22 protein-coding genes are annotated in these 21,771 nt (G+C 59.9%); 17 read left to right on the forward strand and 5 right to left on the reverse strand.

Going from position 1 to position 21,771, the window contains the following annotated elements; all coding sequences use genetic code 11:
- Nucleotides 1-7 precede the first annotated feature (7 nt).
- The 5 genes from pstC (at nt 8) to NW846_RS07075 (ending at nt 4,141) form a co-directional block, all read left to right on the forward strand.
- Nucleotides 8-1,000 (forward strand): phosphate ABC transporter permease subunit PstC, encoded by a 993-nt coding sequence (gene pstC / locus NW846_RS07055; RefSeq protein ID WP_414346617.1) that lies wholly within the window; start codon nt 8-10, stop codon nt 998-1,000.
- Nucleotides 1,001-1,006: 6 nt separating this feature from the next.
- Complete coding sequence (gene pstA / locus NW846_RS07060; RefSeq protein ID WP_414346615.1) at nt 1,007-1,906, forward strand: phosphate ABC transporter permease PstA; 900 nt, start codon at nt 1,007-1,009, stop codon at nt 1,904-1,906.
- Nucleotides 1,907-1,942: 36 nt separating this feature from the next.
- Nucleotides 1,943-2,770, forward strand: coding sequence for a phosphate ABC transporter ATP-binding protein PstB (pstB, locus tag NW846_RS07065; protein WP_414346613.1), 828 nt, complete (start codon nt 1,943-1,945; stop codon nt 2,768-2,770).
- Between the two features lie 65 nt (nt 2,771-2,835).
- On the forward strand, nt 2,836-3,663 hold the full coding sequence (locus tag NW846_RS07070) for a TlyA family RNA methyltransferase (protein ID WP_414346611.1): 828 nt from the start codon (nt 2,836-2,838) through the stop codon (nt 3,661-3,663).
- 43 nt (nt 3,664-3,706) lie between these two features.
- The gene (locus tag NW846_RS07075; RefSeq protein ID WP_414346609.1) at nt 3,707-4,141 is read left to right on the forward strand and encodes a hypothetical protein; all 435 of its coding nucleotides are present in this window, start codon (nt 3,707-3,709) and stop codon (nt 4,139-4,141) included.
- A 145-nt stretch (nt 4,142-4,286) separates the two neighbouring features.
- On the opposite strand, the gene NW846_RS07080 is transcribed toward NW846_RS07075, so the two are convergent.
- From NW846_RS07080 to NW846_RS07095, 4 genes are all read right to left on the reverse strand, one after another.
- Nucleotides 4,287-4,751 (reverse strand): hypothetical protein, encoded by a 465-nt coding sequence (locus NW846_RS07080; protein ID WP_168173615.1) that lies wholly within the window; start codon nt 4,749-4,751, stop codon nt 4,287-4,289.
- 160 nt (nt 4,752-4,911) lie between these two features.
- Nucleotides 4,912-6,093: a sulfate adenylyltransferase gene (sat, locus tag NW846_RS07085; protein WP_414346608.1), complete on the reverse strand. Its 1,182-nt coding sequence runs from the start codon at nt 6,091-6,093 to the stop codon at nt 4,912-4,914.
- 113 nt (nt 6,094-6,206) lie between these two features.
- Nucleotides 6,207-6,578: a hypothetical protein gene (locus tag NW846_RS07090; RefSeq protein ID WP_011430402.1), complete on the reverse strand. Its 372-nt coding sequence runs from the start codon at nt 6,576-6,578 to the stop codon at nt 6,207-6,209.
- A gap of 128 nt (nt 6,579-6,706) precedes the next feature.
- On the reverse strand, nt 6,707-7,489 hold the full coding sequence (locus NW846_RS07095; protein WP_011430403.1) for a ParA family protein: 783 nt from the start codon (nt 7,487-7,489) through the stop codon (nt 6,707-6,709).
- Nucleotides 7,490-7,606: 117 nt separating this feature from the next.
- On the opposite strand from NW846_RS07095, the gene NW846_RS07100 reads away from it, so the two are divergent.
- The 5 genes from NW846_RS07100 (at nt 7,607) to NW846_RS07120 (ending at nt 13,087) form a co-directional block, all read left to right on the forward strand.
- The gene (locus NW846_RS07100) at nt 7,607-8,893 is read left to right on the forward strand and encodes a glucose-1-phosphate adenylyltransferase (protein ID WP_414346606.1); all 1,287 of its coding nucleotides are present in this window, start codon (nt 7,607-7,609) and stop codon (nt 8,891-8,893) included.
- Nucleotides 8,894-9,045: 152 nt separating this feature from the next.
- On the forward strand, nt 9,046-10,818 hold the full coding sequence (locus NW846_RS07105; protein WP_099813174.1) for an ABC1 kinase family protein: 1,773 nt from the start codon (nt 9,046-9,048) through the stop codon (nt 10,816-10,818).
- A gap of 42 nt (nt 10,819-10,860) precedes the next feature.
- Complete coding sequence (locus NW846_RS07110) at nt 10,861-11,235, forward strand: hypothetical protein (RefSeq protein ID WP_011430406.1); 375 nt, start codon at nt 10,861-10,863, stop codon at nt 11,233-11,235.
- Nucleotides 11,236-11,397: 162 nt separating this feature from the next.
- A complete protein-coding gene (locus NW846_RS07115) occupies nt 11,398-11,727 on the forward strand; it encodes a YggT family protein (RefSeq protein WP_011430407.1) in 330 nt (109 codons plus the stop codon).
- Nucleotides 11,720-13,087 (forward strand): cytosine deaminase, encoded by a 1,368-nt coding sequence (locus tag NW846_RS07120; protein ID WP_346426092.1) that lies wholly within the window; start codon nt 11,720-11,722, stop codon nt 13,085-13,087. Before NW846_RS07115 ends, NW846_RS07120 begins: the two co-directional genes overlap by 8 nt.
- Here the strand turns inward: NW846_RS07120 and NW846_RS07125 are convergent.
- Nucleotides 13,084-14,253, reverse strand: a complete 1,170-nt coding sequence (locus NW846_RS07125; protein ID WP_414346601.1) for a lipid-A-disaccharide synthase-related protein — start codon at nt 14,251-14,253, stop codon at nt 13,084-13,086. The genes NW846_RS07120 and NW846_RS07125 overlap by 4 nt on opposite strands.
- 127 nt (nt 14,254-14,380) lie before the next feature.
- Here NW846_RS07125 and NW846_RS07130 point away from each other — a divergent pair, with 127 nt between their 5' ends.
- The 7 genes from NW846_RS07130 to NW846_RS07160 all read left to right on the forward strand — a co-directional run bounded on the left by NW846_RS07130 (nt 14,381) and on the right by NW846_RS07160 (nt 21,614).
- A complete protein-coding gene (locus NW846_RS07130) occupies nt 14,381-14,686 on the forward strand; it encodes a hypothetical protein (protein WP_011430410.1) in 306 nt (101 codons plus the stop codon).
- Between the two features lie 68 nt (nt 14,687-14,754).
- Nucleotides 14,755-15,801, forward strand: coding sequence for a thiamine phosphate synthase (locus tag NW846_RS07135; protein WP_011430411.1), 1,047 nt, complete (start codon nt 14,755-14,757; stop codon nt 15,799-15,801).
- Nucleotides 15,802-15,948: 147 nt separating this feature from the next.
- Entirely contained in the window at nt 15,949-17,472 is a 1,524-nt protein-coding gene (locus NW846_RS07140) for an AAA family ATPase (protein WP_240527872.1), read from the forward strand.
- 171 nt (nt 17,473-17,643) lie between these two features.
- Entirely contained in the window at nt 17,644-19,752 is a 2,109-nt protein-coding gene (locus tag NW846_RS07145; RefSeq protein WP_049749753.1) for an NAD(P)/FAD-dependent oxidoreductase, read from the forward strand.
- 401 nt (nt 19,753-20,153) lie between these two features.
- Entirely contained in the window at nt 20,154-20,492 is a 339-nt protein-coding gene (locus tag NW846_RS07150; protein ID WP_011430414.1) for a hypothetical protein, read from the forward strand.
- Between the two features lie 48 nt (nt 20,493-20,540).
- Nucleotides 20,541-20,882, forward strand: a complete 342-nt coding sequence (locus tag NW846_RS07155; protein WP_414346595.1) for a histidine triad nucleotide-binding protein — start codon at nt 20,541-20,543, stop codon at nt 20,880-20,882.
- Nucleotides 20,883-20,963: 81 nt separating this feature from the next.
- Entirely contained in the window at nt 20,964-21,614 is a 651-nt protein-coding gene (locus tag NW846_RS07160; RefSeq protein WP_011430416.1) for a precorrin-8X methylmutase, read from the forward strand.
- Nucleotides 21,615-21,771: the final 157 nt, after the last annotated feature.

The following is a 21,771-nucleotide window of genomic DNA, read 5'->3' on the forward strand; positions in this document are numbered from 1 at the left end:
CCAGCAGATGACCACTACCCCTACCCAGCAGATGACCGCTACCTTTTCGGAGAGCAGTTCTCTATTTCGGCCCCGGCCCGTCTTCCAGCGCCGGCGCGACTGGCTATTTATTTGGGCAACGCGGATCGCCGTCTTTTTCTCGGCTTTCCTACTGTTGTGGATTGCCCTGGAGATTGGGATTCAGGCGCTACCTGCCATTCGGAAGTTCGGGCTGGGCTTTTTCTGGGGCACCACCTGGGATCCTGTTGAGGAAATTTACGGTGCTTGGCCCCAGATCTACGGCACACTGGTAACTTCTCTGATTGCTCTGATCGTGGGCGTTCCCTTAAGCTTTGGCATCTCCATCTTTTTGAGCGAGGACTTTTTGCCCAAGCCTTTGCGCACAGCCTTGATCATCGTGGTGGAGCTGCTGGCAGCCATTCCCAGTGTGGTCTACGGCATTTGGGGGTTGTTTATCTTCATCCCCTTCTTCCGCCCTGTACAGATGTTTTTGTTCCAGCACTTCAACTGGCTGCCCATTTTCAGCACACCACCAGTAGGGCCTGGGATGCTGACATCGGGGGTTGTCTTGGGGATCATGATCATCCCCATCATTACTGCCATCGCCAGGGAAATGCTGGTGTCCGTTCCGCCAGAGTTGCGGGCGGCTGCCTATGCGATGGGAGCCACTCGCTGGGAAGCCATCTTTGGTGTCGTGCTGCCGGCAGCAATTGGCGGCCTCCTGGGAGCGGTGGTTTTGGGTTTGGGACGCGCCCTAGGGGAGACGATGGCAGTAGCGATGCTGATTGGGAATGCCCGCGGCATTAGCATCTCGCTTCTGGCTCCTGCCAGCAACATCCCAGCCCTATTGGCCAACGAGTTTGCGGAAGCGGGCCCCGAGCAGGTTGCAGCACTTATGTATTTGGCCTTGATTCTGTTAGCCATCACTCTGGTGGTTAACATTGCGGCGGAGCTGATGATACGCCGTGTCAAGTTTGCGCTAACAGCTTCGTGGGAGTAGAGGAACATGACGGCGCAAGTGCAGGCGGTAGAGCAAGGCAATTGGTTTAAGCGCAGAGCGAAGCCCTGGCAGCGCATCTTCTTGGATGTAGGAATGACAGCGCTGACAGCTACCTCCAGCATCTTCGCCATTTTTGTGCTGGCTCTCATCCTCTACTACGTTTTCACCAGGGGCATCGAGCGCCTGAGCTGGCAGACGCTGACCCAGCTTCCCCCTCCTCCGGGCGATCAGGTGGGCGGATTTGGCAATGCGGTGCTGGGGACGATTATTGTGGTGTCGATTGCTATCTCCATCACATTCCCCATTGGTCTATTCGCAGCCATCTATCTCTCGGAGTTTGGCAAAAACAGCCCCGCGGCCTCCTTTCTGCGCTTCATTATCAAGGTGTTGACGGGGGTTCCCTCCATCATTGCCGGGGTGTTTGCCTATGGGGTGCTGGTGCTTTCCACCAAAACCTTCTCGGCCCTTGCCGGCGGGATGGCTCTATCGGTGCTGACCCTGCCTATCATCATTTTGTCCTGTGAAGAGGCGCTGCGCCTGGTGCCGGCCGATACGCGGGCTGCTGCCTATGCGTTGGGGGCTTCGCGAGTGCAGACGGTGTTTCGCGTGGTGTTGCCAGCGGCTCTGCCGGTGATCCTGACGGGGGTGACGTTGGCCATTGCCCGCGCTGCAGGTGAGACGGCGCCCCTGATCTTCACGGCTTTGTTTAGCTTTCTCTGGCCCAGCGGTTTGTTGAAGCCAGTGGCCTCGCTGGCTGTGTTGATCTACAACTTTGCCCTTGTCCCCTTTGAAAACCAGCAGAAGCTTGCCTGGGGAGGGGCTTTGGCTCTGGTGATTTTGGTCCTGATTACCACCGTCAGTTTCCGGCTCCTTGTGAGTCGTCGCCAAGAAGCCATCACTATCTAAGCCTTGCAGTGACGTTATCTTCTTTTCAACACGCCTATGCGCTCTCCACTCTCTGACAAGTCGGGCTCTCCTGAGCAATCCACCCGGTTGGAGGTTGAACTAGAGACGCGGGATCTGAGCGTCTACTACGGCTCCCACCTGGCGGTTAAGCAGGTTTCCCTGAAGATCCCGAAAAATCACATCACAGCCTTTATTGGACCCTCAGGTTGCGGCAAGAGCACTATTTTGCGCTGCTTCAACCGCATGAATGACTTAATCCCAGGGGCAAGGGTAGAAGGCTCCGTTATCTTCCACGGGAAAAACATCTACGACCCGGATGTGGATCCCTCTGAGGTGCGGCGGCGGGTTGGCCTAGTGTTTCAGAAGCCCAACCCCTTCCCCAAATCCATCTACGACAACATTGCCTTTGGGCCCCGGATTAATGGTTACCAGGGGGATCTGGACGAGCTCGTGGAGCGGGCACTGCGCCAGGCCGTTCTCTGGGATGAGGTGAAAGATAAGTTGAGGATGAGCGCCCTTTCCCTCTCCGGTGGACAACAGCAGCGCCTCTGCATTGCCCGCACCCTGGCCATTCAGCCGGAGGTAATTCTAATGGACGAGCCTTGCGCCTCGCTGGATCCTATTTCTACGCTGCGCATTGAGGAGCTGCTTAAGGAATTGGGCCGTCGCTACACGATCATCATCGTCACCCACAACATGCAGCAGGCAGCTCGCGTGTCCGACTTCACTGCCTTCTTCAACACTGAACTTGACGAGAGAGGGATCCGCTACGGACGAATGGTAGAGTTTGACCGCACCGAGAAGATCTTCAACTCTCCCGCCAACCGCGAGACGGAAGAGTATGTGAGCGGGCGCTTTGGCTAAGTCGCGGCTGACAGAAGGGATCCCGGTCGTCTATCTTGATGGAGTGGAAGGCCAGTGGCTAGGGCATGGCCGATCGAGTCCGCCTGGATACCTGGCTGGTGGAGCGAGGGTATTTTTCTTCGCGCCAGCAGGCGCAGCGGGCTATCTTGGCGGGAGAAGTCTTCCTCAACGGAGTACGGGCGGAAAAAGCCGGGACGTGGGTAAGCGGAGATCCTGTAGTCCACATCCAGGCCAAGTCTGCTTTTGTCTCGCGAGGAGGAGAAAAGCTTCAGGGGGCACTGCAAGCTTTTCCCATTCAAGTCCAGGGTCGCATCTGTTTGGATGCTGGCATCTCCACTGGGGGCTTCACCGATTGCCTCCTGCAACGAGGGGCGCAGCGGGTCTATGGGGTGGATGTGGGCTATGGCCAATTGGCCTGGTCTTTGCGAACTGACCCGCGGGTAATCCTTAGGGAACGAACCAACTTGCGCTATCTTCAGCCAGCCGATCTCTACGGAACCGAGGTGCCCACTCCCAACTGGCCGGATCTGGCAGTGGTGGATCTCTCCTTTATTTCCCTGACTAAGGTGTTGGAGCCTCTGTGGAAGCTGTTGCGCTCGCCGCGGGAAGCCTTGCTGCTAGTCAAGCCGCAGTTTGAGGCGGGCCGAGGCCAGGTGGGCAAAAGGGGGGTAGTGCGGGATCCGGCTATCCACGCTCGCGTGCTCCAGACGGTGATGCAGGCGGCAGTGAGTCGCGGTTGGCGGGTGCAGGGCTATACGTGGTCGCCTATCACTGGCCCTGCCGGCAACATCGAGTACTGGCTATGGCTTGCTGAAGGGGAAGGGATCCCTCTCCCCGACACCGGTGCGCTACAACAGATGAGCGAACAGGCAAGAGCAGCCTTACACCCATAAAGTAGTGCACTTGTCAATACGTCATTATGCCGAGTTGAGAACGATGAGCGCAGCCATTGAAGAATTGTTTCAGGAAGGGATCCGGCGCTACGAGGCGGGGGAAGCGGCCAAGACGCTGATCCCTTCCTTCGAGGCCATTTGTAAGGGATCCCCGAAGGCGGCAGCAGCCTGGACTTGCTTGTCCTGGCTCTATCTTTTGGAGGGGCAAGCGGAAAAAGCCCTGAAAGCTGCCCAAACTGCTGTGAAGCTAGACCCGGTGGACGCCCAGCCGCGGGTGAACTTGGCTTTGGCGATGCTGGAGCTGAAAAAAACAGGGGTACGCCAGCAGGTGGAGATCATCAAGCAAATCTTGGCGCGGGATCCCGAGCAGATCGAGGGGGTCAAATCTAACTTGGCAGAGGGAGGGAACCGCCGTCCCAATTGGCCTCAGTTGAGCAAGATGCACCAATGGCTATTTGAAGTAGACCAAGCAGGTTAAGCAGGCTTAACCCGATTTTGCAACAAGAATTTAGGAAAATCTAGAGCTTGTCAACTTAATCCGCAACTTTTAACAATATTCTCATAGAGTTGGTGCTAGACTTCTCTTACCAAATCGCAAGACGGTATTCGGGCACCGCTGTGAGTTAGCTTGCATCCCACGCAAGCCTGTGGATTTGTTGGGCTTTGAGGAGATGCAAGGGTTTCTGTTTGGTGTGACACTTCTTGCATCGACTTGCATTGAAATTGAGTTCTGCTTTTGATTTTCTTTGACTGTAAATTGGAGGAACTTGAAGATGAACCGTCAGACCGTTTGGGTTAAAGGCGAGACCCGCAACCACCAGGGCCACTTCATCCCTCAATCCGAGTATACGTTGGTCGATGTTGACCAAAATGGCTGGGCGTTGATCTGTGTTGACAATGCCCGCTGCTATTATGTGGATCCCGACCAGCTCCGCTTTGAGGCGGGATGAGGTCTGTTGCTGCCCATGGAGGGCTTCCTGGCGAGAGTTTCCTAGGAGAGCAGCATCCTTCCCCTGCTTTTGGGCGTGGGTTTGTTTATGGTTTGGTATCCCTGAGGCTGCGCCAGAGGACTGGCCGGTGATGCCCATGTACAGAACCGGTTTTAAGCTGATACCTGGGGGCTCTGCGACCGCAACCCAACGATCAATCTAGCGGAGTCAGCCTAGGCAAGGAGGCAGCGCCCTATTTCAGCTTGGCCGACTCCCCAAGAACACAGAGGGCCTGGGCTGGAGCAGGCTCTTTTTGCCCCTACTCAGGCTGTCCCCGCTCACGCATAGCTTCGGCCAGCAGTTGGGCTACCTCGGGGCGGGAGAACTCCGGCGGGGGGATCTCGCCGCGGCGCAGCATTTCCCGCACCTTGGTGCCCGAGAGGTGGATGCGCTGGTGGGGCTGGCTGGGGCTGGTCTTGGCCGTGGCCATGGTGCCGGTGACGGTGCAATAGAAGGCATGTTCAAACTTGAGGGGGATGATGCCCAGTTCCTCGGGACGGAACTCATCGAAAATGTGCTGGGCATCATAAGGGCCGTAGTAGTTGCCCACCCCGGCGTGATCCCGGCCCACAATAAAATGGGTGCAGCCGTAGTTTTTGCGAACGAGGGCGTGGAAGATGGCCTCGCGCGGGCCGGCGTAGCGCATGGCCGCAGGGTTGATGGCCAGGATCACCCGCTCCTTGGGGAAGTACTTTTCGATCAGCACCTCGTAGCAGCGCATGCGCACCTCGGCGGGGATGTCGTCGTTTTTGGTGGCCCCCACCAGCGGGTGGAGAAACAGCCCGTCCACGATTTCCAGAGCGCACTTTTGAATGTACTCGTGGGCGCGGTGGATGGGGTTGCGGGTTTGAAAGCCGACAATGGTTTTCCAGCCTCTTTCCCGAAACAGTTGCCGCGACTGGGCCGGGTCGATCTGGTAGGCCGGGAAAAGGGGATGGGGATCCCGCTGCAAGAGAGTTACAGGGCCGGCCAAATAGACGGATCCCTGTTGGTAGAGCACCTTCACCCCCGGATGCTGCTCATCGGTAGTGCGGTAGACCTGCTGCGCTTCGCGGGTTTTGTCGTAGGTGAACTTCTCGGTCAATTCCAACAGGCCCAAGAGCCTGCCCTCGGCATTGGCCAAGGCAATGGTCTGCCCTTCCTTGAGATCGGCAGCTATCTCGGCAGAGACCGGCAGCGTTACCGGCAGCGACCAAGCCAGGCCGTTGGCCAGGTGCATCGTCTCCAGAACCGACTGGTAATCTTCCCGCCCCATGAAGCCGGTGAGCGGGCTGAAGCCCCCGATGGCGATCATCTCCAGATCCGACTGGGCCCGCTCGTCGAGGTGGAGGATGGGGCAGTGTTCAGCTTTGGAGCGCAGCTCCTGCGCCTGCTCAGGGGAGGCAATGCAGTTGACCAAGGTGCCCCCGTGGGGCGGAATGGCATCGCCAGAAACAGTCATCTTCGCCTGGGATGGAGTCATAGCGTGCAGACCGGAACGGCAACCGAGCAGACAGGGATCCCTAACCCTACACCCTCCTTTCCTCCGGCGCAATCCAGACTAGTACCAACTGCCTAGTCCAGCATGTAGGGGGGCATATCTTCGTCGGTGGGCGACACGTTGTCAAAGATGGGCCGATTCATGATCTTCTTTTGTGCGTGCAGAGGCGAAGGCTGGGGTTGCGGCTTGGGTAAAGGTGCGACTTGCCCTCGGCGGCTTTGCAGTTCCTGAATGGTCTTGGCCCGCTCCTCGGCCACCGCCTGTAACTGGGCCAGCGCCTTCTGCAATTCGTCGCGGTGGGCAGTGACTTGCTGTAGCTGAGCTTGCAGGGCAGAGACTTTGTTTTGGTAGTCCTGCAAAAGTTGTTGAGCTTCGGCCAGTTGGCTTTTGAGGGTTTCAAGGTCCGGCGATTCTGGGGCTGGTTCTGTAGGAGACTGAGAAGACATCGTTGTCGGCTCCTCGCCCGTGGGAGTAGATTCTGCAGGGGTGGGCTCTGAACTGGTTTTAGCACTGGCCTTGCGCCGAGTGCGGGAAGTTTCTCCCGAAGAAGGAAAGAGGCTACGGTCCGATCCAGTCACAAGAGCACCTCATGTTCGACAAACTGCTCCAATCGCTGACACACCACCGAGCCAGGCCGATAGTCCATGACCGTCAAGCCGTAGTCAAAAGCGGTGCGCAAATCGCTGCTATCTGGAATGGTAACGGGTGAAAGCACATCCGCAAAAATCTGTTGCGCTTGCACATACAATTGCCCGGTATGGGATCCGGACCAGATGCCCCCTGGCAAGTAGCGGTCGTCCAGCATGGTCAAGATGGCGCGGACTTGGCTCAACTCGCCCTTCAGGGACTCGACATAGCGCAGGGTCACCTCTGTACAAGAGAAGTCGACGCGGTTGAGCCGTGTCGGGATCAACACGCGCCGGGCCGCCCGCAGGGCGTTGGCGGTGAGGGCGTTCAGTTCCCCTGGCGTATCGAGAAAGACAAAGTCGTAATCCGGCAGCAGGGGAGCGAGCTGATGCTGCAACAGGTCTTGCCCGGAGTCGCCAGCAGCCGCCAGTTGGGCCGCCACTTCCGCCATGGTGCTGTGGGAGGGCGCCACATCCACCCCCTTGTCGGTGCAATAGATCACCTCTTCCAAAGGACGTCGGTACTGCGGGTGCAGGCTGGCCCAAACCGTTTCCTCGGGGGGCAGGGATCCGGCCTCTTCCAGGTAAAGGCTGCTGGCGGTGGCTTGGGAGGTGAGATCGATGAGCAGAACTCGGTAGCCCCGTTGAGCCGTTAACTGAGCCGCGTGGACGCAGAGGGTGGACTTGCCGGTGCCCCCTTTGTTGTTGGTAAAAGCCAGGACGCGTGCCATCAGCTTCCCCAGGGTTTGTTTCAGGCGCTTCCGATTTCCCGATTCCCCTTGGCCAGATTGGGTCAGGTGCCGCCGCAGCAGTCTATGCTATTGGGTGTAGCCTGGTGGAGGACAACCATGCGCGATGTACTGGCGATTATCCTGGGCGGTGGGCGTGGCACCCGACTTTATCCCCTGACCAAGCGCCGTGCTAAACCTGCTGTGCCTCTGGCAGGCAAGTATCGCCTCATCGACATCCCGGTCAGCAACTGCATCAATTCTGATATTGATAAAATCTACGTCCTCACCCAGTTCAACTCCGCCTCCCTCAACCGCCACATCATCAACACCTACCGCATGTCTCCCTTCACAGGCGGCTTTGTGGATATTTTAGCGGCCCAACAGACGCCCGATAACCCGGATTGGTTTCAGGGCACCGCCGACGCTGTGCGCCAATATCTCTGGCTGATGGACTCCTGGAAGCCGCGGGACTTCCTCATCCTATCGGGGGATCACCTCTACCGCATGGACTACCGCCCCTTTATTCACTATCACCGGCAAACCGGAGCCGATGTGACGCTGGCGGTGCTCCCCTGCGAAGAAAAAATGGCTTCGGGTTTTGGCTTGCTCAAGATCGACGCCGATGGACGGATCGTCGATTTCAAAGAAAAGCCGCAAGGGGAGCTGCTGAAAGCCTGTCAGGTGGATACCCAAGCCCTCGGCCTCAGCCCGGAAGAGGCCAAAGCCAAGCCCTACATCGCCTCGATGGGCATCTATGTATTCAGGCGGGAGGCCCTCATCGAGATGCTGAAGGTGAAGGAGCACACCGACTTCGGCAAAGAGGTGCTGCCGTCAGCCATCGGCAAGTACCATCTGCAGGCCTACCCGTTCAAGGGCTACTGGGAGGACATCGGCACCATCGAGGCTTTTTATCGAGCCAACCTGGCGCTGGTGCAGCAGCCCAACCCTCCCTTCAGCTTCTTTGACAGCGAAATGCCCATCTACACCCGCCCACGCTTTTTGCCCCCCAACAAAATCCTCGATTCCCAGATCGTCAACTCCATGATTGCCGACGGTTGCATCATCAAAAATGCTCAAATTCGCAATTCCATCATCGGCATTCGCAGCCGCCTGGAGGCCAATACCATTGTAGAGAATACCCTGGTCATGGGGGCCGATTACTACGAGTCGGCAGAAGAGCGGCAGGCCAAGCTGGAGGCTGGGATCCCACCGGTGGGCATCGGCGCCAACTCCCACATCGTCAACGCCATCGTGGACAAAAACGCCCGCATCGGGCGCAATGTCCGCATCCTCAACAAGGATCACGTCAGCGAAGCGCAGCGGGAAGAGGAAGGGATCTGGATCAGCAACGGCATCGTCACCATCATCAAGGACTCGGTGATCCCGGACAACACCGTCATTTGATCGGGGGAAGCCGGCTTTGGCCGAGAACCTGGCTGGCGAACGCTGAGGAGGCGCTGTTAAGCAAGATAAGAGAAAACAAGAGGCTTTTGCCATTACGATAGATTACGATAGATATTAAGAGCTTTAAAAACAGATTGTGAGATCCCTTGAGCGTGGTTAACAGGATTTCCTCCATTGCCGACCTAGAAGTTTACGATCCGCAATTCATCACTCGTTACTACCGCTGGCGCCTGCTCCGGGTGATGGGTCGGGCGCTGGCCATTCTCTGGCCCCTCCTCTGGTTTGTTCTCTGTCTACGCTGGGATCAGCTTTGGGGACAGGGCGATCGCAAAGTGCCCCAGCGGGCAGAGCAGTTGCGCAAGCTGCTCACTGACCTAGGGCCTACCTTCATCAAGGTGGGGCAGGCCCTCTCGACGCGACCGGACTTGGTGCGCAAAGACTACTTGGAAGAGCTCACCAAGCTGCAGGATCAATTGCCCAGCTTTCCTTCCCAGGAGGCGTTTGCCCGCATTGAGTCAGAGTTGGGCCGTCCGATCACCGAGATCTACGCCCAGATCTCGCCCGAGCCGGTGGCTGCCGCCAGCTTGGGCCAAGTTTACAAAGCGCAACTGCACAGTGGCGAATGGGTGGCGGTGAAGGTGCAACGGCCCCACCTGCGGGAGCGGCTGAGCCTGGATCTGTACCTCATCCGCTGGGCCTCCACCTGGCTGGGGCCTTGGCTGCCCCTGAACCTGGGCAACACCTTGACGGCGGTGGTGGATGAGTTTGGTCGCAAGCTGTTTGAGGAGATCGACTACCTGCAGGAGGGACGGAACTGCGAGCGCTTTGCCGAATACTTTCGCGGCGATCCCGATGTGTATGTGCCGCGCATCTTTTGGGCCTACAGCACCCGCCGGGTGTTGACCCTGGAGTGGATTGACGGCATCAAGCTCACCGATGTGGAGCGCATTCGGGCGGCCAACTTGGAGGTGAAACAACTGGTGCGCATCGGCGTGGTGGCCGGACTGAAGCAGTTGCTGGAATACGGCTTTTTCCACGCCGATCCCCATCCGGGCAACCTGTTTGCCCTCCCCGATGGCCGCCTGGCCTACATCGACTTTGGCATGATGGATCAGCTCACCGAAGAAATGAAGGAGTACCTGGTGGACGCGCTGGTTCACCTGGTGGATCGCGACTACGACGCCTTGTTCGACGATTTTATTCACTTGGGCTTTTTACAGCCGGATGTCAACCGTCAAGAGCTGATCCCTGCTTTGGAGACGGTGTTGGCGGATGTGTTGAACCAGGAGGTGGGCAACTTTAACTTCAAAACCGCCACCGACCAGTTCTCCGATTTGATGTACCGCTACCCCTTTCAGGTGCCCTCCCACTTTGCGTTGGTCATCCGCTCTTTGGTTACCCAAGAGGGGGTGGCCCTCAGCCTCTATCCGCAGTTTCGCATTGTCGGCGTGGCCTATCCCTATGTGGCCAAGCGCCTGCTGACGGACGAATCGCCCCGCATTCGGCAGCGGCTGCTGCAAGTGCTAATTAAAGATGGCAAGTTCCGCTGGAACCGCTTGGAGAACCTGATCCAAATTGCCCGCAGCGATGGGGGGCTGGATTGGGTACCCACCGCCCGCATGGGTTTGCGCTACCTGATGTCGGAGGAGGCCCGTGAACTGCGCCGCCAGTTGGTGCTTTCTCTCACGGAAGATGACCGCCTTCACTTTGAGGAGCTGCAGCGGCTGTGGCATGTGATCAGCCCCGACTTGTCTCCAACTCACCTCTGGCAGGCGGCACTGGGATCCCTGCCCTCAACCAGCGATCTGCAACATACTTTGGCCGAGTTGAGGGAACAGGTGCAGGCCCACCTGGAGCGGCTCAGCCCCTGGCGACTTCCCCAGCCCTGGCCGAATTGGCTGGCGGGAGTGGGACAGGAAAGGTAAAACGGAAAAAGATAGCTTAAGTTTGGTGAGCTGGACAAAAGCGTGGCAGATCAGAAAGGCGACTTCATTGCCGGTGTGGTAGCCGGCGCTGTGTTGGGCGGGATCATCGGCGGGGTGATCGCCTTTGTGCTGGCCCCCCGACTAAGCAAGGGATCCGCCGAAGGCCAGCGCCGGGATCCCGACCGTCTCAACGGCACCTCTGTCCCTCCTGAACGACCGCGCCTCCGAGCCTCGGGTGAGCCGGCTGTGCCCAGCTCCGGCGACTGGAGGGAGTGGGAACAGGAAACAGAGCGGATTGCCCAGGCCCGCCGCACCCTCGAAGCCAAGATTGCCGAGTTGAACGAGGCGATCCAGGCCACCCGCGCACAACTGCTCGTCAAGGAGATATCTTCTAGCGCTGTCGAGGAAAAGCCTTAAGCAGGGGACCCCTGTCCATGCCAAACTAGAGGCGGCACTGGCTTTCTCCTCTGGGGAGTGCCAGCGTTCTCGCCTCTCGGCTGAGTTGCTCTCCTGGATCAGGTCTGCCTCTGCCGACAGCGCTTAAGTTGTTGAAGAGTTGTTCCCTCGCTGTTTCTAACCATGATGCTCAGCCCTTTGTTGCTCCCTCTCCCTTGGACAGACGGCCTCTCTCTGGGGCTGGTCTACGGCAGTGCCGCGTCTTTGCTGTTTCGCTCCCTTTACCAGTTCATCGTCATTTACAACGCGCTGTTGATTGTGCGGATTTTGCTGAGCTGGTTCCCGCAACTGAACTGGTCTAACCCCATTCTGTCGGTGCTCAGCCAGCTCACGGATCCCTATCTCAACCTCTTCCGCGGCCTCATCCCCCCCATCGGCGGCCTGGACTTCTCCCCCTGGTTGGCCTTTATTTTGCTGAGCTTTGCCATGCAGGTGGTGGGCCAGTTTGCCTAATTGCTGTACCACTGTGCAGATCCCTGGCGCTGCCCGCTACTGGCTGCTGAATGCCCAAGTTCCCATCTCGGTGCTGAAGGATGTGGTGCCAGCGGCGGTTCCCAACCGAGAGGGCTTGGTGCTGCTGGATCTGGAGATTAGGGAAGGGCGAATTGGCCATATCCGAGCGGCCACAGGGATCCCGCCCCAGGGGATCCCCAGCGTGGATCTAAGGCGGGGCCAAGTGTGGCCGTGTTTTGTGGACATCCATACCCACCTGGACAAGGGACATGTGTGGCCGCGCAGCCCCAACCCCGACGGCACCTTTGCCGGGGCCACCCGGGCCGAGCAGGAAGACTGGGCCAAGATGGAGCGGGCCTACGCCGGCAGGCGAGAAAAACTTTGGCAGGATGTCTACCGCCGCTGCAACTTTGGCCTGCGCTGCAGCTACGCCCATGGATCCCAGGCGGTGCGCACCCACCTGGTTTGCGAGGGCCCTCAAGCCGAGGTGAGCTGGGAAGTCTTTGCCCAGTTGCGCCGAGAGTGGGCGGGCAGGCTAGAGCTGCAGGCGGTGACGCTGACCTACTTGGATGTTTTTCTCACACCGGCAGGGGAGAAGCTGGCGGACAAGGTGGCGGAGCTGGGCGGGATCCTGGGCGGAGTGGCGGCGATGGGGCCGGAGCTGGATAAGCAGTTGGAGCGGGTGTTTGCCCTGGCCCAGGAGCGGGGGCTGGATCTGGATTTTCATACCGATGAGACAGACGACCCTGAATCCCTGACGTTGCGGCATGTGGCAGCGGCAGCCCTGCGCCATGGGTTTGCAGGCCAGGTGGTGTGCGGCCACTGCTGCAGTTTGGCGGTGCAGCCGCCGCAGGTGGCCCACCAGACCATGGCCCTGGTGAAGGAGGCGGGGATCGCCGTGGTCAGCCTGCCCCTGTGCAATCTCTATTTGCAAGACCGCCGCCCCGGCCACACGCCCCGCTGGCGGGGGGTGACGCTGCTGCACGAGCTCAAAGCCTTGGGCGTGCCGGTGATGATCGCCAGCGACAACTGCCGGGATCCCTTCTACGGCTTTGGAGATCACGATGGCCTAGAAGTGTTTCGGGAGTCCACCCGCATCCTGCACCTGGACACCCCCTATGGGGATTGGCCGCAGGCCATCACTGCCACCCCGGCCCGCATGATGGGCTTGGTAGAGGCCGGGGCGATTGGGGTGGGCCTGCCGGCAGACTTGGTGCTGTTCAAGGGGCGGGGGTTTGACGAGCTGCTTTCCCGACCCCAGCACGACCGGGTGGTGCTGCGCCAAGGTCAGCCCATCGACACGGCGCTGCCGGACTACGCAGAGCTGGACGACTTGATGGAGAGGGTGGGGCGGACTTAGCCAGCGGGGTTGGGGAGCCAGGCTTTAATCTGGGCGGCAATGCGCTGAGCAGCGCCAGGGGATCCCATACGCCGCTGCCCGTGGGCTCGCAGTTGGTCGGCGTAAGCGGGATCGCTGGCCAGGCAGCTCAGAATCCGGCAGAGCACGGCAGGGGCCTGCTGGGGTGAAGTGAGGTGGACTGCGGATCCCAGGAGACGGGTTTGAGCTTCGGCAAAGCGGGGGGTAAATTGCGGCCCCTCCCCCGGCAGGGTGACCACCGGCTTCCCTAGGCCCACGCATTGTTCCGTGGCCGTCCCCGCCATGGCCAGTACCGCTGTTGCCCGGTGAGCACAGGTGCCAAAATCTCCCCACACCAGGAGCAGGTCGCGGCGTCGAGCAGGGATCCGCTCTTGAAGGGGGTTCCGCTCCAGGTTAGGGCTGAGGGCGGCGTAAACTTGGATTTCCGGCGGCAGTTGCTCTACCACCTGCATCATCAAGGCCCAGTTGCGGTAGGCTTCCGGCGGGCGGGATCCCGGCAGCAGCAGCACCGCGGGCCGGTCGGGATCCAAAGGCAATTCTCCCCGCGGCTCCAGGTCATCCATCATCGGGTTGCCCAGGTAGAAAGCCCGGAGGCCCCGTTTTTGCAGAGCGGTGGCCGTCAGCTCATCTCGCAAGAAGGAGCCGCGACAGCGCCTGCGGGCCATGAGCCAGCGCTCCCAGGGCAGGTAATCGGAAACCGGCTGTCCCAGCCAAGCGCGTCGGTAGGGCCCTTGTTCGTCCCGCCAATAATAGTCCGACTTGGCTGTGCCCACGAAGACGTAGGGGCTGCCGCTCCACCAGGCCATTAACAAAGGCACAATGTCCCCCACCGCCAGCACCAGCTCGACCTGAGCCGCCGCCCGGCGAACCAAAGCCAGTTGCCGCCCCGTCAGGCCCAGCAAGCCAGCGCGCAGATCCCGCCACAACTGCCGCCAATCTTGATAGATAAATCCCCCTGAAGGCATCACCTGGGTCAGGGGCAGCAGCGGGATGCCGCGGCGGCAATAGGCGGTGCCTTCCCCCACAATCGGCAGGGCTTGCACCGAGATCCCCAGGCCGGTCAGGGCCAGGGCGATGCGACTGCCCACCTCATCTTCCCCGTGGCCATTGCTCAGGCACAGCACCCGCGACAAATTCTGTGGATTCATTGGGTAGAGGATGGGAGTTCAACTCTGGGGTGTTGCCGCCTCCATTCGAGCTAAACGAGCAGAACCCTGTAGCTTACCAAAAATCTCTTCTTAAAATAGAGCCAACCTGCGAGGGGAAGCCAGGGTAATGATCCGAAATGAGCGACAACGAGCCGAGTTTATTGCAGCGGTGGAAGCTTTGCGCCTGGAAGGCCCTTACTTCGTCGAGACCCGTCTTACCCGTCAGCGGGGGTATTTTTGGCGGGCGGTGAAGGATGTGGCCGCCGGCCAGCCCTGGTGGGAGATCCGCTACTTTCCTGCCTGCGAGTGCTATGCTTGGGCCTACCTGCCGGAAGGGATCGGCCCCCGTGAGTTTGCCTGGGGACACACGCCACAGCAAGCTTTCCTCAACGCCCTTTGGCAACAGCCTGCCTCCTTTTCGGACAAAGGCTAGGACAGGTGCCAGAGAAACCGTTTCAACTTACAGTAAAAAAAAGATTAAAACTCCCACGCGCAGGGGACATGAAACCGCAGGCCGTCGCCCGTATCCTGGATGCCAACCTCGACCGAGCTCGTGAGGGATTACGGGTGCTAGAGGAGTGGTTTCGCTTTGGCCTAGAAAACGGCGAGCTGGCCAGCGAATGCAAGGCCATGCGCCAAGCCCTGGCCCGCTGGCACAGCGACCCGCTGCGGTTGGCCCGCGACACCCCTGCCGATCCGGGCACCCAGATCTCCCATCCGCAAGAGGAGCAACGGCGGGATCTCGGCCACCTGCTGCAGGCCAATTGCAGCCGTGTGCAAGAAGCGCTGCGGGTCTTGGAAGAATACGGCAAGTTGGCCGAGTCCAGTCATTGGGTAGCACCCGGCCTGGCCAAGCTGGCCAAAGACATGCGTTATCGGCTCTATGTTCTAGAAAGCGAGCTGCTGGGGGGATCCCTGCGCCAACGGCTGTTGGCGGCCCATCTCTACCTGGTCACCAGCCCGGTGCCCCACTGGCTGGAGGTGGTGGAAAAGGCGCTGCGGGGAGGGGTGACGCTGGTGCAGTACCGCCGCAAGAACCTCACCGATAGGGAGATGCTCTGGGATCTCAAACAGTTGCGGCAAGTGTGCGACCGCTACCAGGCGTTGATGATCGTCAACGACCGGGTGGACTTGGCCTTGGTCAGCCAAGCGGATGGGGTGCACCTGGGCCAGACGGATCTGCCGGTTGCCCAGGCGCGGCACCTGCTGGGATCCCAGCGCCTGATTGGCCTGTCGACCACCAATGCCGAAGAGCTGGCCCAAGCCCTCAATAGCGGCGTGGACTATATCGGTGTCGGCCCCGTCTATGCCACCCCCACCAAAGCGGAAAAACCCCCCGCCGGCCTGGAGTACGTGCGCCTGGCCGCTGAGAAGGCCCACTTGCCCTGGTTTGCCATCGGCGGCATCGACCTCCACAACCTGGCCGAGGTGCGCCAGGCAGGCGCCAGCCGCGTAGCCGTGGTGCGGGCTCTCATGGAGGCGGCGGATCCCACCCAGACCGCCCGTGCCATGCTGGCCGAACTGCAACGGATCCCTGCTCTATCCTGAAGTTAGACACAGAATAAACCCTCCTAACTCCCGATGGCAGAAGCCGTAAAAGATCTCACTGACCCCACTCGGCAAAGCGGCGGGGATCCCATCCTGAGCGGGATCGCCACCGAAGTGCAAGGGGAACTGGTGCGGGAGCTGGATCTGATGATCCGGGCTCGCTACCCCCTGATCTACTTGGTTTCTCCAGAAGAGGAGCCAGCGGATGCTGTGCTCGTGCAAGTAGCCAAGAGAACCGATCCGCCGCGGCGGCTGCTGTTTTGGGACGTGGTGCGGGGCTGGCAAGATAGCGGCGAAGATCGCGGCTCCATCATGGCCGCCCTGGGGCGGGTGTGGCGCTCGGCTCCTCAGGAAGACACCCTGTTTGTGTTGCGGGATCTGCACTTTGTGCTGCGCAACGCCAGCAGCGACAAAAACGCCCCTATCCTGCGGGAGCTGAAAAACCTCAGCCGCGAGCTCAAGCGCACCCGCAAGACGCTGATCCTGCTCAGCCACATTCTAGAAGTGCCCAGCGACCTGGCCGAGGAGATCACCGTCGTCGACATTCCCCTGCCCAACAGCGAAGAGATCAGCCGCCTCATCCAGCTCTATGTGGCCCCGGAAAAACTCAAGCTCACCCCCCTGGCCCGCGAGCAACTGGTCAAAGCCTGTCAGGGGCTGAGCCGGGAGCGCATCCGCCGCGTCTTGGCTCGCGCCCTGGCCGCCAAGCAGGAGGTGAACGAGGCCGACATCGACCTGGTGTTGGAGGAGAAAAAGCAGGCCATCCGCCAGACCGGCATCCTGGAGTTTTTCACCGCCCGCGAGACCCTGAAAAGCGTGGGCGGGCTGGACAACCTCAAAGCTTGGGTGCGGGTGCGCCAGGAAGCCTTTACCGAAGAGGCGCGGCGCTACGGCCTGCCCAATCCCAAGGGCGTGCTGCTGGTGGGGATCCAGGGTACCGGCAAGTCCCTCTCCGCCAAAACCATCGCCAACGAGTGGCGGCTGCCGCTGTTGCGGCTGGACGTTGGGCGGCTGTTTGCCGGCATTGTTGGCGAATCGGAAAGCCGCGTGCGCCAGATGATCCAACTGGCGGAGGCCATGGCCCCCTGTGTGCTCTGGATTGACGAAATCGACAAAGCTTTTGGCAACATCACCAGCAGCGCCGACGGGGACTCGGGCACCAGCCGTCGGGTGTTTGGCAGCCTGATTACCTGGATGCAGGAGAAGACCAGCCCCGTTTTCATCGTGGCCACCGCCAACAACGTGCCCCTCTTGCCGCCGGAGCTGCTGCGCAAGGGCCGCTTTGACGAGATTTTCTTTCTCAACCTGCCCACCCAGGCCGAGCGCAAGGAGATCTTCCGAGTGCACCTCCAGCGGCTGCGCCCCAGCCGGCTGCGGGAGTTTGACCTAGATGAGCTGGCAGCAGCCGCCCAAAACTTCAGTGGCGCCGAGATCGAGCAGGCTATCGTTGACGCTATGTACAACGCCTTTGGAGGCAGCGGCAGCGGCGCTCGGCGAGACTTTACCCAGGAAGACATCCTGCAGGCCATCCGCGAAACTGTGCCCCTGGCCTCCATTGCCCGCGACCAGATCGAAAGCCTTAAGTGCTGGGCCGCCCAGGCAGGCGCTAGAACCGCCTCCCAGGATGCTCAGGTGCTGCAGGAGATGAAGCAGTGTTTTGCAGCTTCCTAGAGGGGATCCCCGATTTTTCCTGCTTGAGGGGAGCGAGTGGGAAGCCCCCTAGGCTCGGGTTTGGGCCTTGGAGTCGGATCCCGTCACTGAGGCATTAGTTCGCCTCTTCCCCTTCGTCTCTGGGAATGGATGGTCGAGATAACCCCACCTCCGGCATCCCCTCGTGTCACAATGGGTAAAGATCGGCTTTTTTTGTGTCTTGGCGCTGTGCTCAAGCTCCTGTACTACCGCGAGATCCCTTGCCCAGATACCGCTCAAGTGCTGAGCTGGCTGCAGGAGCACCTGCCTCTGCCTGCGAGCAGCCAAAAGGTACTCACCCCCACTGGGCTACGCCTAGAGGGATCCGGAGCGCAGCTGGCCGTTTTCCTCTGGTCGGGGCTGAACACCACCTATCTCAAGATCTTTCAGTGGTCAGAGCGGCCTTTCCCCCAGCAGGGCCGCTGGCTAAAGGAAGTGGAAAGGGCTATCCAAAGCCAATTTCCCCACCGCTACCCGCAGTTGCCAGATGTCGATCTCAGCCAGGGATCCATCTTTGAGCAACTGGAGCCCTTTTACCCGCAGACGGTGAAGTATTTCCGCCGCATCCCCAACGGGGAGTTTGACCTGCAGCGGGTTTACTGGTGGGAGAAACGCTGGCGGGAAGAAGTCCAATCCCCTCACGCTTGCCGGCCCCCCGTGCTATTTCGCCAGCCTGCCCCAGAGCCCGCCCCCCAAGAGTGGGACTTGGTGATCGTGGGCGGGGCGTTGGGGGCTATCTACGGCGCGGCCATGGCCCGCTTAGGTTACCGCGTGGCCCTGGTGGAACGGCTGCCCTTTGGCCGCATGAACCGGGAGTGGAACATCTCGCGGCGGGAGCTGCAGACGCTGGTGGAGTTTGGCCTCCTCAGCCCTGAGGAGATGGAGAGCCTCATCCTCAGGGAATACACGGATGGTTTTAACAAGTTTTTTGATGGCAACAGCCCCGTGCGCGCCCCCGTCCTGCACACGCCGACGGTGCTCAACCTGGCCATTGATGCCGAAAAGCTCCTGCAGCTCTGTGGTCAAATCTTGAGATCCAGGGGTGGTGCCATCTACGAGCGCAGCGAGTTTCAGCGGGCCTACATCGAGGAGCAAGGCGTCACGGTGGTGGTTAAGGACCTAACCACTCAAGAAGAGTTCTCTCTGGGATCCCGCCTGTTGGTGGATGCCATGGGGACGGCCTCCCCCATTGCCCAGCAGCTCTACGGCCGCCGCGCCTTCGACAGCGTTTGCCCCACGGTAGGGGCCACCATTGCAGGGGGGTTTGAGCCAGGAGTTTGGGATCCCCAATTTGGCGACATCCTGGCCAGCCACGGCGACATCAGCCGCGGTCGGCAGCTCATCTGGGAACTGTTCCCTGGGCCGGGGGAGGATCTCACCTTCTACCTGTTCCACTACCACCAGGTGCATCCGGAAAACCCGGGCTCCCTCTTGGAGCTGTACGAAGACTTTTTCACCATCCTGCCGGAATACCGCCGCTGCGACCCGGAGCGCTTGCAGTGGAAAAAAGCCACCTTTGGCTACATCCCCGGACGCTTTGGCCAGCAGCCAGCTCCCCAAGAGCCCTTCGACCGCCTCCTTTTAATTGGGGATGCGGCAGCTCTGCAATCGCCCCTGAGCTTTACGGGGTTTGGATCCCTGGTGCGCAACTGCCCTCGCCTGTGCGATTTGCTGGACACAGCCTTGCGCCATAATCTCCTCAAAGCCGCCGACCTAGCCCAGATCCGCGCCTACCAGGGCAACTCCGCCGTCACTTGGCTGTTTTCGCGGGGGATGATGGTGCCCACCGGCAAGGTGTTGCCGCCCGAGCGCATCAACGCCATCCTCAACAGCTTTTTCGGTATTCTCGCCACCGAGCCGCCTGAGGTGGTGGACGACTTTATCAAAGACCGGGCTGGCTGGCTGGCCTTTAACCGCATGGCTATCAAAGCGGCTCTGCAGAACCCGCGGCTGCTGCTGTGGATCTGGGAGGCAGTAGGAGCGGAAGGCTTTGCCCAGTGGCTACCTACCTACTTCAGCTACACCGGACTGGCTTTGCTCTCGGCCCTCCTGGGAAGTTGGTTTCCCAAGCTGGTGCGGCGCCTGCAGCCCTGGCTGGAGTCCCGCTACCCCCGCCTGTGGTTGCGCTGCCTGAGCTGGAGCTACACCCTCACCTACGGGGTAGGCCAGCCGCGCCTGGAGTTTCATCTCCCCGCTCCCAGCTCTCCTGCCGCGCAAAACCTGCAAAACCCAATACCGACCTGGATAGAAGAAAGGGCCTAGGCCGGAGACTTTCACCAAGCCGTTGTTTCCACCGTCTCTCTGGCGCCTCCAGGAAAGGCGGGCGTCAACTGTTTTGTCGGCAGAGTCAACTCACAAAAAATCTCGAGGAGTGCTGGCAGTCCTTGCTTTGGTTTGCTAGCAGTTTTCGGCCTTATCTGCACAAGATTGTTTGCCGCAGCAGCCGATTCCCAGGTAGTGGCCAGCGGCAAAAGAGCTGTGTCCACCTGCTCTTTACCTTGGCAATTGGCTCAAGTTGAGTATAATCAGTGCCTACCATCCACTAACCTTCAGGTTCAGGCCGAAGAGGGTTGGGAAGGGATCCCAACTTGAATCGGTCGAGGAGTTTCTGAACCTCTTTTTGCAAGGTCTCTATTTTGGCAAGAAAACTAGGACCAGATCCAATGGTTTATACTTTTGAAATCATCGGCATTGCCCCTGCCCTCGATTTTTTCTGGCAGCAGCAGGAGCTGGCAAAGCGGCCTTGTCGGGTAGAGTACCTGGGCACCCGCCCTTGCACCCTGGATGCGCTGCTGGGATCCTTGGAGGAGGTGCCGGCGCGGCGGGGCTGGGATTTGGATCAGCTAATCGAAGCGGTTATTCGCTTCTGGTGCAACAATCCCGACTTGGTCAGTTTGTGGCGGTCTCGCTTTCAGGATGCCGGAGAAGATGTCCTGCTGATCTCGCGGGTGGGGCCCATTCAATCCCTACAGCAGGAGTTTGAGTGGCTGCTCAACCAATGAGATCCCTAAACCGGGTAGGCTAAGGGCAGGATTGTTTCGTAACTACCCATGAGCGACACCGTTTTCAGCAAGATCATCCGCAGGGAGATCCCGGCCCAGATTGTCTACGAAGACGAGCGAGCCATCGCCTTCAAAGACATTGCTCCCCAGGCTCCTGTCCACATCTTGGTGGTGCCCAAGGAGCCTATCCCCGACATTGCCCAGGCCAAGCCCGAACACGAAGCGTTGCTAGGGCACCTGCTGCTGACGGCTCAGCGGGTGGCTGTTGAAGCTGGCCTAAGCAGAGGTTATCGCTTGGTCATCAACCAAGGAGAAGACGGGGGTCAAACCGTCTTTCACCTGCACATCCACGTTCTGGGCGGTCGGGCGATGGGCTGGCCGCCGGGCTAGCTTCGGGTTTTGCCGCCAAGTGGGGCCTCTACAGCTAGAATGCTGCCATTGAGGGTGGCTGGCAGGCGAGGTTTAGAGGCGATGGAGTGGCATGTTACCGATGCGGAAAGCCTGATGATCATCGACCAGGAGGTGGGCAAGCACGAGCTTTCCCCCGCCGAGTATGAGGTGGTTCGTCGAGTTATTTACGCTACTGCAGATTTCGAGTATCTCCACCTCATCCGTTTTGGCAACGAAGCCCTGCAGGCTGGGGCGGCGGCTTTGGCGGCGCGCACCACCATTGTGGTGGACGAGCCGATGGTGCAGGTAGGCATCGCGCGGGCCGTGCAGAACACCTTCTCCAACCCCATCTACTGCGGCAGCGAAGCTGTCACCCGCCCCCAGAGGGACAAGACCCGCTCTGCCTGGGGCCTGCAAACCCTAGCTCAGCGCTACCCTGAGGCAATCTTTGTCATTGGCCAATCCCAGACGGCTCTTTCCACCCTGGTGCAGTTGATCGCCGAGAAAGAGGTATCCCCTGCCCTGGTCATCGCGACGCCGGCTGGGTTTGTGGATGTGGTGAAAGCCAAGCAGGAGCTGGCCGATTCCATGGTGCCCCACATCCGCACTGAGGGACGGAAGGGCGGCCCTGCAGTGGCGGCGGCGGTCTTGGATGGCCTGCTGGATTTGGCTTGGCAGGCCTATGTGGGAGCCAGCAGCCCAAGCCCTACTGGCAAATCAGTTAGCGGATAGAGGGGAGCTCCGTTGATCTGATGATCTAAATGGTTCTGATCCAGATCACAGGCTTGGCAGGATCTCCGTCATGCTTCCCTCGGTCTGGCTTCGAGAAGATGGGAGCTACAGCCTGTTAAGGGCTCAAGGGGTACAATAGCAGCACTTAGCAAACCAA

The organism is Synechococcus sp. W60.3 (assembly GCF_047502615.1).
Classification (GTDB): Bacteria; Cyanobacteriota; Cyanobacteriia; order Thermostichales; family Thermostichaceae; genus Thermostichus.